Genomic DNA, 10,663 nt, shown 5'->3' on the forward strand with positions numbered 1-10,663 from the left:
GCGACCGGGTTACGCCAGGCCGCGTGCACGGCGGTTGGACAGCACCACGTTGTCCTTCGGGATGACCTGGCCTTCGCGCATCGCCGAGATCCACGCTTCCGTCGTGGTCACGGCAGCGAAGTTGCTGTGGAACACCACGCTGAAGACGCGGTGGATCTCCTCCGCCGTGACCTTGCCCGCCGCGTTTTCATAAGGCAGCGCGCCGCTGGCGTCCGACAGGAACTCCACGCTCAGCCCCCGGTGCATCGCTTCGAACACGGTGGAGGCGTCGCAGTTCTGCGTCATGTAGCCGGCCACGCTCAGCGTGTCGATCTCGTTGCGCGCGAGCCATTCGGCGAAGTCGGTGCCGGTGAACACGCTCGGAAAGCTCTTGGTGACCAGGTGGTCGTGCGGCCGCTTCGCGATCTCGGGGTGAAGCTGGCCGTTGTGCGCGTCGGCCTGGAACACCGGCGCGCCCTTGGGGGCATGGTGGCGCACCACCACCACCGGCGTGCCGGCGGCGCGGGCGGCGTCCATGGCCTTCGTCACGTTCGGCAGCGTATCGAGGATGGGCGGGTACTCGATCGGCAGGCCGCCGCCTTCGAAGTACTCGTTCTGCACGTCGATCACGACGAGGGCGCGGCGCGGCGTGGTTGTGTTGCTGCTCATGATGGGCTCCTTCTCTTGTGTGGTTCGGATGGCTAGATTCTTCCCGGCGGCGACATGCTTCGAAAGTGGCCCGAAAGCCATTCATCGATAAGATCGGGCCATGACGCAGCAAACCGCCGAAACCGTAGCCGTCGTCGCCTTCGACGGCATCAGCCCCTTCCACCTGTCCGTGCCCTGCATGGTCTTCGGCGAGGACCGCACCGAGACCGGCGAGCCGCGCTTCCGTGTGAAGGTGTGCGCGCCCGAGACCGGCGAGCTGCGCACCAACGCCGGCTTCGCGCTCGTCGTCTCGCACGGGCTCGAGGCCATCCGCCGCGCGCAGATCGTGGTCGTGCCTTCATGGCGCGACGACTGCTCGGCGGCGCCGCCGGAGCTGATCCGCGCGCTGCAGGCCGCCCACCGGCGCGGCGCCATCGTGATGGGGCTTTGCCTCGGCGCATTCGTGCTGGCCGAGGCGGGCCTGCTCGACGGCCGGCCCGCCACCACGCACTGGAAGCTGGCGCCGATCTTCGCGAAGCAGTACCCGAAGGTGAAGCTGCAGCCCGAGGTGCTCTACGTGGACGACGGCAGCGTGCTCACCTCCGCCGGCACGGCCGCGGGCATCGACTGCTGCCTGCACCTGCTGCGCGTGCGCCATGGCGCCGAGACGGCCAACCGCGCCGCGCGGCGCATGGTGGTGGCGCCGCACCGGCAGGGCGGGCAGGCGCAGTACATCGAGCAGCCCGTGCCCGCCACCGCCGAGCGCGACCGGCTCGCGCCGCTGCTCGAATGGCTGGGCCGGCACCTCGACAGGCCGCACGAGCTCGACGACCTCGCGCGCCGCGCGCTCATGAGCCGGCGCAACTTCACGCGGCGCTTTCGCGAATCCACCGGCACCACCGTCGGCCAGTGGATGCAGAACCAGCGCCTAGCGCTCGCGCAGCGGCTGCTCGAGACCACCGACCACCCGGTGGAGCGCGTGGCCACCGGCGCCGGCTTCGGCTCGGCGGTGTCGCTGCGCAAGCACTTCCTGTCGGCCTTCAAGGTGTCGCCGACGGCGTATCGCCAGCAGTTCTCGCGCGCCGGGGTCGGCTGACCTCCAGGCTCTGGCGGCTCAGTGCGCCGGCACCTGTCGCCGCGTGGTGAGCAGCGCCCGCAGCTTGGCCGGCGCGACCGGCTTGGTCAGCAGCATCACGCCGCCATGGCGCAGCCGCTGCAGCACCTCGGGCCCGGTGGCGCCCGACACCAGCACCGCGAGCGCTTCGGGCTGAAGCCGCTTGGCGGCGTCGATCACGTCCACGCCGTCGCCTTCGCCCGCGAGCTGCAGGTCGCACAGCACCGCGTCGTAGTGGATGTCGCCGGTGCCCAGCCGCGCGATGGCCTCGGCGCCGGTGCTCACGCACTCCACCTGGCAGCCCCACTGCTCCAGCAGCGCCCGGCTGCCGTCGAGGATGGCGGGGTCGTCGTCCACCACCAGGCAGCGCAGGCCGGCCAGCGGCGCGGGCGCCACGGGCGCCGGCTGGGGTGGCGTCACGTCGGCAAGGCGCGCGGCCGGCAGCGTGAAGGCGAAGGTGCTGCCGGCCTGCAGTGCCGAACGCACGGTGATGCGCGTGCCCAGCAGCGTCGCGATGCGCGCGCAGATCGCCAGCCCCAGCCCGAAGCCGCGGCGGCGGTCGCGCTCGGTGTTGGCCACCTGGTAGAACTCCTCGAAGATCCGGCCCTGGTGGATGGGCGCGATGCCCACGCCGTTGTCGCGCACCTCGATGCGCACACCGCCCGCGGCGCGCCTTGCCGCCACCAGCACCGTGCCGCCCTCGGGCGCGTGGCGCAGCGCATTGGTCACCAGGTTGCCGACGATGCGCCGCAGCATCGCCGCGTCGGTGCGCACCGCCAGACCCCGGTCGCTCCAGCGCAGCCGCACGCGGGCCTCGACGGCGGCTGCGGCGTGCTGCGCGTCGAGCTGGTCGAAGAGCTCGGCGAGCGGCACCTTGGCGATGGCCGGCGTGAGCACCTGCGCATCGAGCCGCGAGATCTCCAGAAGATCGTCGAGCAGCACGCCCATGAACTCGGTGCTTTCCTGCAGCCGCAGCACGGCCGGCCGCTGCGCAGGCGTGGCGCCGGGCAGCAGGCCGTCGATGAAGAGCCCCATGGCATGCAGCGGCTGGCGCAGGTCGTGGCTCGCGGCCGCGAGGAAGCGCGCACGCGAGAGCGCCGCCTGCTCGGCCTCGGCCATGCGCTGCAGCGCGACGGCGGTGGCCTCGCGCACGCGCTCCTCGCTGATCTGGCGGTTGCGCTGCAGCCGCTCGGCCAGCCGGTCGATGTCGTGCGCCAGCACCGCGAGCTCGTGCGTGCCGCGCGTGCCGCCTTCCACCACGTCGCAGCGCACCTCGAAATGCCCCGCCTCCAGCGCCGCGACCGTGCGCGACACGCGCCGCAGCGGCCGCGCCACCGTGCGCGCCATGTGGCGCACCGAGGCCCACGCCGCCATCAGCGCGACGAGTGCGATGCCCACGCCCGCGAAGAGCGAGCGGCTGCGCTCGCGCGTGTAGGCGGTGGTGTCGCGGAAGGTCTGCACCAGGCCGATGGGCGTGTCGCCCGCGGCGGTGGAGCCGGCGGGCGCGAAGGCGCTGGCGCGCGAGGCCTCGCGCAGCGTGACCGGCGAGGTGAACATGCGCAGCTGCGCGAGCGACGGCGTCTTGGGCCCGGCCGTCACGTAGATGCCGGCGCTGTTGCTGATCTCCACGCGCGTCACCTGGCCGCCGCGCAGCGCGGCGTTGGCCACGTTCTGCAAGGCCGGCACGTCGCCCGCGTAGAGGCTCAGGTCCGACATGGCAGCCACCTGCTTCGCCACGGCCTGGCCCTCGGCGTCGAAGGCGGCTTCGAGCGTCTGCAGCCGGTTGTGCGTGAACCAGCCGGTGAGCGCCAGCGCCACCGCCGCGCAAGGCACCACGCCGAGGCGGAACAGGTCGCGCTGCAGGTTGCCGCGCACGACCAGCGTGTGGGCCGACTGGAAGGATGCGGGCGGCGGCGATGGCGAGGACGGCGCTGGCGCGGCGGCGCCCTCCGTCCCCGAGGGCTGCGCCGGGTCCTGGGAGGGTGGGGCGCTGCTCATCGTGGGGCCGCGAGCCGGTCGGTCAGTTCCCGTTCTTCCGGCAGGCGCAGGCCGAGTCCGCGTGCCACGGTCGCGTTGACGCGCACGGTGGCGGGCGTCGCCGCTTCCACCAGCGGTACGGTGCTGTTGTTGCTGTTGCCCCCGGCCGTGCCGGCGCTCGCGACCTTCTGCCCGAGCTGCCGCGCCTGCTGGGCGAGCTGCGAGGGCGTGGAGACCGCCGCCGCCAGGCCGCCCGAGCGCACCAGGCCTTCGCTGGCGCCGAACACCGGCAGGCCCGCGCTCGCCGCGGCGCGCAGCACCGAGAGCGTGGCCGCCTGGTTGTCGCCGATGAGGTCGGGCAGCACCATCAGCGCGTCGCTCTGCGGCACCACGAGGCGCAGCGCGGAAGCGAGGGAGCGCGCGTCGGGCGCGTATTCCACGCGCAGGTCCCACGCCGGGTTCGCGCCTTGCGCGGCACGTTGCAGCTCGCGCACCAGCGGCTCCGACTCGGGCGTGGCGACCACGCCCAGCCGGTGCTTTTGCGGCAGCACCGCGTTGACCAGCGCGAGCTGGTCGGCCATGGCCGGGTCGCGCAGCAGCACGCCCACGCGGCGGTCGCCGCGCCGCAGCGACGGGCTGGAGGCCTTGAGGGTTTCGTATTCGAGCCTGCTCAACATCGCCAGCACCAGCGGCTCCTGCCCCGGGCGCTCGATGGCGGCGCGCGCGGCGGCGGCACCCACGGCCATGGTGAGGGGGGTGTCGGCGGCGGTGCGAAGGCTGCGCGTGCGCACGCCCGCGTTGGCGGCGCGCTCGGTGTCGGGGGCCGCGGCAGCTTCCGGCTGCGCGGCGGTGGTGGTCCCGCCGGGCGCGACGCGCACCAGGTCGAACCTGGCGCCGGGCTCCTGGTCGGCGCGCAGCTGCTGCACGAATTCGGAAGACGCCGCCATGTCGTCGCCCATCAGCACCGTGAGGGCAGCCGCCGTCGCGAGCGTGCTGCCCGCGGCCCATGCGAGCCCCGCCGCCAGCGCGGTGCGGGCGGCGCGCCACAGCCTTCTCGAAGAGGGCGGGAGGACGGGATTCACGGCAACAAACATGGACTGCTTCCGCAGCGAGGGGCGATGATCCAATGTAAGGACGACCCCTTCTTCGCGCGATAAGGCGGAGGGCTTATGTCAGTGTCGGCGGTGGCCTGCCCGCGTGACGGATTCCACAGGGAAATGGCCGCTCGGCCTATGTCCGATGGCGTACCCAGGCGCTTACCGCGCGCTCAGGCCTGCGCAGCCGCTGCCGCCGCGCGCTGCGCCTGTATCGCCTGGCGCAGCACGCGCGGCGACACCGGCTTGTAGAGCACCGTGATGCCGGCGCTCGCCACCTCGCGCAGGCGGTCGGGCTTGGTCTCGCCGGTCACCAGCAGGCGCGCGGTGCCGGCGCCGATGCCGCGCGGATGGCGCTCCAGCGCGGCGATCACGTCCAGGCCGTTGTCGCCGCCTTGCAGCAGCAGGTCGCTGATGACCACGTCGGGCGGCTGCTCCCAGGTGTCGGCCATGGCCAGCGCCTCGGCGCGGGTCTGCGCGGGCATCACCTCGGCGCCCCAGTTGGAGAGCACCACCGTCAGGCCCTCGAGGATGGTGCGCTCGTCGTCGATCACGAGGATGCGCACGCCGGCCAGGCTCTCCTCTTCCTCGATGGCGGCGATGGCGGGCGATGCCGCGGGCGTCGGCAGGGCGGCCGGCGCCGAGCGCACCAGCACCCGCACGCAGGTGCCCTTGTGCAGCTTCGAGCTGAGCTCCACGCGCGTGTTGAGCAGCTCGGCCAGCCGCTGCACCGTGGCCAGGCCCAGCCCCATGCCGCGCGCACCGCGAGACGCCTGCCGGGCGGCGGGTTCCACCTGGTAGAACTCCTCGAACACCCGCGCCTGGTGCTGCGCGGCGATGCCCACGCCGGTGTCGACCACGTCGATGCGCACGCCCCGGCCGCGCCGGCGCGCGCCGATCAGCACGCCGCCCTCGATGGTGTGGCGCAGCGAGTTCGACACCAGGTTGTTCAGGATGCGCGAGAGCATCACGTAGTCGCAGCGCACCCACACGTCGGTCTTGCGCACCACCAGCCTCAGGCCCTGCTGCTCGGCCACCGGGCGGAAGTTGCGGCTGATCTCCTCGAACAGCCGGTCGAGCGGGAAGTCGACCCACTGCGGCTGCAGCACGCCGGCGTCGAGCTGCGACAAGTTCAGCAACTCGGAGAAGAGCCGGTCCAGCGAATCCACGCACTCGCGGATGTGGCCGATGCGCTGCAGCTTCACCGGATCGCTCTCGCCGTTGGCCAGCCCGTCGGAGAACAGCGTGAGCGCGTGCAGCGGCTGGCGCAGGTCGTGGCTGGCGGCGGCCAGCAGGCGGGTCTTGGCCTGGCTGGCCACCTCCAGCTGCTGGTTCTTGCGCGCCAGCTCGGCGGTGGCCTCGTTGATGCGGCTCTGCAGCAGCCGGTGGCTCTCGGCCAGCGCGCGCGCGGCCTCGTTGAAGCCCTGCTGCAGGTGGCGCACCTCCGCCGTGCCCTCGATGGACACGCTCGCGTCCTCGCCCGCGCCGAGCCGGTCGACCGCCTTGCCCAGCGCGCGGATCGGCTCGCTGATGCGGCGGGCCGCCCACCAGCCGGCCAGGCCCACGCCCACCAGGCTGATCGCCAGCACCAGCCCCACGTTGAACCACACCGAGCGCCGCGCGCTCTGCACGGCCGCCAGGCTCATCTCGACCATCACCTTGCCGTTGTGGCGGCCGTCGTCGCCCACGATGGGCACCACCACCTGCAGGCCCTCGGCGCGGGCGCGGTCGATGGTCTCGGAGTTGGCGACGATCTCGCCGTCCTCCGTCCAGATCTGCACCTGCTGCACGTTGGGCTGGTAGGTGCCCGACTGGGCGGTGCGCGCCAGCGCCCGGCGGTCCATGCGCGCCAGCGGCGCCTGCGCCACCGTGGCCACCTGCAGCGCCACCGTCTGCGCGTTGGCCCGCATCAGCTCGGTGAGGTTGCCCAGGTGCTGCCGCGTCAGCACGGCGATGGCCGCCAGCGTGGCCAGGGCCGCCGGCACCATCGCCAGGAGGATCAGCTGCTGGGCGAAGGTCAGGCGGCCCAGGCCGCGGATGACGCGGAAATTCCAGTTCATGGGGGCATCGGACGCATGGGCGCCGAGCTTATGAGGGCTATCCGCAGCGGGAAAGCTAGGAAAAACATCACAAAAATTGCTTGCAATTGATATTTAATGGCGTCCGCGCTGCCCATGTTAGACCCGCCGATGCGCGCCGGCCCTATGTCTTTCGCTCCAGAAATGCAGGCTTCCATGCGCCGATTCGCCGAGTTTCCAGTCGCCCTGCTGCGCGCGGCGGCCCTGGCATTGCTCGCGGCGCTGCCGCTGGCGGCGCCGGCCCAGGTCAATCCGCTGGACGGCCCGGTGCGCTTCGGCATCCTGCCGCTCGGGGGCGCCTTCGAGTCGCGCAGCGACTGGGACCCGCTGCTGGCCGAGCTCAGCCGCGCCATCAACCGCCCGGTGAGCGTGCTGTCGGTCAACTCGTACGAGGCACTGGAGCAGGCCATCCAGCGCGACGAGGTCGACATGGCCTTCCTCTCCGGGAAGATGGCGCTCGACGCCGTCACCCAGCGCCGCATGAAGGTGGTGGCGCAGGTGGTGCGACACGACGGCCTGCCCGGCTACCGCGCGCTGCTGCTGTCGCGCAAGGCGCCGCCCTTCAATTCGCTGAAGAACCTGCTCGACCAGCCCGAGCGCTGGAGGCTGGCGCGCGGCGAGAAGCAGTCGGTGTCGGGCTTCATCGTGCCGCAGCTGCAGCTCTTTTTGCCGAACCACATCGCGATGGAAACGCGCTTCCAGAGCGAGATCGTGGGCACCCACCAGGCCAACGCGCTGGCCGTGGCCAACAACGAGGCCGACGTGGCCACCAACAACACGGCCGACTTCGAGCGCTTCAAGACGCGCTTCCCGGCCGAGACCGAGCGGCTGCAGGTGATCTGGGAGTCCGACCTGATCCCGCACGCGCAGATCGTGGTCCGGCGTGAATACACGCCCGAACTGCGCAAGCGCGTGCAGGCCTTCCTGGTCGCCTACGGCCGGGCCAAGGGGCCGCGCGGCGACGCCGAGCGCGTGGTGCTGAAGTCGCTGCACGACCTGGCCGGCTTCGTGGCCGCCGACAACAGCTCGCTGCAGCCGGCGGCCAGGCTGGCCTACCAGCTCGCGAAGCAGAACGCCATGACCGCGCAATGGGTGAACGACGCCGCGCGCGAAGCCCGCCTGCAGCGCATAGAGAGCGGCTACGCCGACCAGGTCAGCGTGCTCAGGGACGTTTCGCCGTGACCGTGCGGGGCAAGCTCTGGCGCACGGCCGCCTTGCTGCTGGCCCTCGTCGCCCTGCCTGTCGTGGCGCAACAGCAGCAGCAGCAGGCGACGGCGGCGGCGGTGTCGCCCGCCGAGAAGGGCGCGCCGCCTGCGGCCATCAGGATGCTGCGCTTCGGCGTGCTGCCGCTGGGCGGCACCGTCGAGTCGCGCGCGCTGTGGACGCCGCTCATGAACGACCTGGGCCGCGCCCTGGGCATGCCGGTCAGCATGTATTCGGTGCCGACCTACGAGGAGCTCGACCGCGCCATCGGCCGCGACGAGATCGACATGGCTTTCCTCTCGGGGAAGATGGCGCTCGACGCCGTGATGCAGCGGCGCATGAAGGTGGTGGCGCAGATCGCGCGGCACCCGGGCCTGCCCGAGCACCGCGCCGTGCTGCTGGTGCGCAAGGCCGGCCCGCTCAACACGCTCGAGGGCCTGCTGGCGCAACCCGAGAAGTGGCGGCTCGCGCGCGGCGACAGCCGCTCCGTCACCGGCTTCATCGTGCCGCAGAGCCAGCTCTTCCTGCCGCACAACATCGAGATGGAGACGCGCTTTCGCAGCGAGTTCGTCGGCACCCACCAGGCCACCGCGCTGGCCGTGGCCAACGGCGACGCCGACGTGGCCACCAACAACACGACCGACCTCGAGCGCTTCCGCCAGCAGTTCCCGGTGGAGGCCGAACGGCTGCAGGTGGTTTGGGAGTCGGAGCCGCCGCCCGGTGCGCCGATGGTGGTGCGGCGCGACTTCCCGCCCGAGTTCCAGGCGCGGCTGCAGAACTTCCTGACCGGCTACGGCAAGGCCAGGGGCGCGCGCGGCGACGCCGAGCGCGAGGTGCTCAAAAGCCTGCGCGCGGCCTACGGCTATGTCGCGGCCGACGACAGCGCGCTGCTGCCGCAGGCGCGGCTGGAGCACCAGCTCGGCAGGCAGCGTGCCATGGCCGCGTCGTGGGTCAACGAGGCCGCGCGCGAACAGCGGCTGCAGCGCATCGAGAAGACCTACACCGAGCAGGTCGAGACGCTGCGCGCCGCGGCGCGCTGAGCACGCCCGCCCGCCGCGCGCCGGGCGAATCTCCACTACTCCCTTCGCCGTAGCTCCAGGCCTTCGCCTAGGCCATTAGCTAGGCCTTAAGGCGGATTTGCCACCAGCCCCCCGAGCCGGAAACTTCGTGTTTCTTTCAGGCAACCCTTGCCGTTGACGGAGTGCGGATGAGTTGGCGAACAAAAGTGGTCTGGAGCGAGGGGATGCTGTTGCAGCCTCAGCACCTGCAGCAGAGCGAGCGTCATGCCGATCACGCGCGGCACGTGCTGTTGCGTTCGACCACGCCCTACGCATGGGGCTTCGCCGAACTGGAGATCGACCCCGCCGCGCTCACGCTGGGCAAGCTTGCGCTGGTGCGCGCGGTCGGCGTCTTCGGCGACGGCACCGTCTTCGACATGCCGGCGGTCGACCCGCTGCCCGAGCCCATCGACATTCCGTCGTCCATGCGCGACGAGGCCGTGGTGCTCGCGCTGCCGCTGCGCCGCGCCGGCGCGCGCGAGGCCGACGCGGAAGAATATGAAGAGCTGGTGCGCCACCGCGTGCTCGAGTCGGAAGTGCCCGACTCCAACACCGCCGGCGAGCGCACCGCGATGCTGCAGCTGGGCCAGCTCCACACGCGGCTGATGCGCGCCAGCGAGGCCACCGACGCCTGGACCACCATCGGCGTGGCCCGCGTGGTCGAGCGCCGCGTCGACAACCAGGTGCAGCTCGACCGCGCCATGCTGCCGCCGCTGCTCGACGTGGCCGGCCATGCCGTCATCCGCGCCTGGCTCGACGAGCTGCTGGGGCTGCTGCGCCAGCGCGGCGAGGCGCTGGCCGGCCGGCTCACGCAGGGCGGCACCGGCGGCGTGGCCGAGATCGCCGACTTCATGCTGCTGCAGGCCGTGAACCGCAACGAGGCCATCTTCGCGCACCTCGCCAGGAGCGCGATGCTGCACCCGCAGCATTTCTTCGAGCACGCGCTGGGCCTGGCCGGCGACCTCGCGAGCTTTCGCGACTCGCGCCGCGTGTCGCGCTTCGGCCCCTACATCCACGACGACCTCGCCATGAGCTTCAGGCCGCTCATGGACGACCTGCGCCGCAGCCTTTCGATGGTGTTCGAGCAGTCGGCGATCCGCATCGACCTGCACGACCGCAAGCACGGCGTGCGCGTGGCGGTGGTCACCGACGTGGAGCTGCAGCGCAAGGCGACCTTCGTGCTCGCGGTGAGCGCGAGCATGCCCAGCGAGGCGCTGCGCGCGCGCTTTCCCACGCAGGTCAAGATCGGTCCGGTCGAGCGCATCCGCGATCTCGTGAACCTCGCGCTGCCGGGCGTCACGCTCACGCCGATGCCGGTGGCACCGAGGCAGATTCCCTTCCACACGGGCGCCAGCTACTTCGAACTCGAGACGCGCAACAGCGACCTGTGGCGCCAGCTCGAGCAGTCGGGCGGCATCGCGATGCACATCGCGGGCGACTTTCCGGGCCTCGACCTCCAGTTCTGGGCGATCCGAGCATGACCCCCAGTCTTCGCGCACTTCGTGTCGCTAC

8 protein-coding genes are annotated in these 10,663 nt (G+C 71.8%); 4 read left to right on the forward strand and 4 right to left on the reverse strand.

Annotated features, from left to right (window positions below):
* Positions 1 to 9: 9 nt before the first annotated feature.
* Positions 10 to 648 (reverse strand): cysteine hydrolase family protein, encoded by a 639-nt coding sequence (locus SFB74_RS03570; RefSeq protein WP_432729286.1) that lies wholly within the window; start codon positions 646 to 648, stop codon positions 10 to 12.
* 100 nt (positions 649 to 748) lie between these two features.
* Here SFB74_RS03570 and SFB74_RS03575 point away from each other — a divergent pair, with 100 nt between their 5' ends.
* Positions 749 to 1,723, forward strand: a complete 975-nt coding sequence (locus SFB74_RS03575) for a GlxA family transcriptional regulator (protein WP_432729288.1) — start codon at positions 749 to 751, stop codon at positions 1,721 to 1,723.
* Between the two features lie 18 nt (positions 1,724 to 1,741).
* On the opposite strand, the gene SFB74_RS03580 is transcribed toward SFB74_RS03575, so the two are convergent.
* The 3 genes from SFB74_RS03580 to SFB74_RS03590 all read right to left on the reverse strand — a co-directional run bounded on the left by SFB74_RS03580 (position 1,742) and on the right by SFB74_RS03590 (position 6,872).
* Positions 1,742 to 3,739, reverse strand: a complete 1,998-nt coding sequence (locus SFB74_RS03580) for a hybrid sensor histidine kinase/response regulator (RefSeq protein WP_432729290.1) — start codon at positions 3,737 to 3,739, stop codon at positions 1,742 to 1,744.
* Positions 3,736 to 4,800: an ABC transporter substrate binding protein gene (locus SFB74_RS03585; protein ID WP_432729292.1), complete on the reverse strand. Its 1,065-nt coding sequence runs from the start codon at positions 4,798 to 4,800 to the stop codon at positions 3,736 to 3,738. Before SFB74_RS03585 ends, SFB74_RS03580 begins: the two co-directional genes overlap by 4 nt.
* 185 nt (positions 4,801 to 4,985) lie before the next feature.
* Positions 4,986 to 6,872 carry an ATP-binding protein gene (locus SFB74_RS03590; protein ID WP_432729294.1) on the reverse strand — a complete coding sequence of 629 codons (1,887 nt, stop codon included), beginning with the start codon at positions 6,870 to 6,872 and terminating at the stop codon, positions 4,986 to 4,988.
* Positions 6,873 to 7,034: 162 nt separating this feature from the next.
* On the opposite strand from SFB74_RS03590, the gene phnD reads away from it, so the two are divergent.
* From phnD to tssK, 3 genes are all read left to right on the forward strand, one after another.
* Positions 7,035 to 8,072, forward strand: coding sequence for a phosphate/phosphite/phosphonate ABC transporter substrate-binding protein (gene phnD, locus SFB74_RS03595; protein WP_432729296.1), 1,038 nt, complete (start codon positions 7,035 to 7,037; stop codon positions 8,070 to 8,072).
* The gene (locus SFB74_RS03600) at positions 8,069 to 9,133 is read left to right on the forward strand and encodes a phosphate/phosphite/phosphonate ABC transporter substrate-binding protein (protein ID WP_432729297.1); all 1,065 of its coding nucleotides are present in this window, start codon (positions 8,069 to 8,071) and stop codon (positions 9,131 to 9,133) included. The genes phnD and SFB74_RS03600 overlap by 4 nt, the downstream gene beginning before the upstream one ends.
* Positions 9,134 to 9,300: 167 nt before the next feature.
* Positions 9,301 to 10,632, forward strand: coding sequence for a type VI secretion system baseplate subunit TssK (gene tssK, locus SFB74_RS03605; RefSeq protein WP_432729299.1), 1,332 nt, complete (start codon positions 9,301 to 9,303; stop codon positions 10,630 to 10,632).
* Positions 10,633 to 10,663 lie beyond the last annotated feature (31 nt).

Origin of the sequence: Variovorax xiamenensis (genome assembly GCF_050916385.1) — a bacterium.
Lineage (GTDB): Bacteria > Pseudomonadota > Gammaproteobacteria > Burkholderiales > Burkholderiaceae_C > Variovorax.

Bases quoted from the DNA above. Each gene is read 5' to 3' on its own strand.
- SFB74_RS03570 (WP_432729286.1), bottom strand. From the start codon at position 648: ATGAGCAGCAACACAACCACGCCGCGCCGCGCCCTCGTCGTGATCGAC.
- SFB74_RS03575 (WP_432729288.1), top strand. From the start codon at position 749: ATGACGCAGCAAACCGCCGAAACCGTAGCCGTCGTCGCCTTCGACGGC.
- SFB74_RS03580 (WP_432729290.1), bottom strand. From the start codon at position 3,739: ATGAGCAGCGCCCCACCCTCCCAGGACCCGGCGCAGCCCTCGGGGACG.
- SFB74_RS03590 (WP_432729294.1), bottom strand. From the start codon at position 6,872: ATGAACTGGAATTTCCGCGTCATCCGCGGCCTGGGCCGCCTGACCTTC.
- phnD (WP_432729296.1), top strand. From the start codon at position 7,035: ATGCAGGCTTCCATGCGCCGATTCGCCGAGTTTCCAGTCGCCCTGCTG.
- tssK (WP_432729299.1), top strand. From the start codon at position 9,301: ATGAGTTGGCGAACAAAAGTGGTCTGGAGCGAGGGGATGCTGTTGCAG.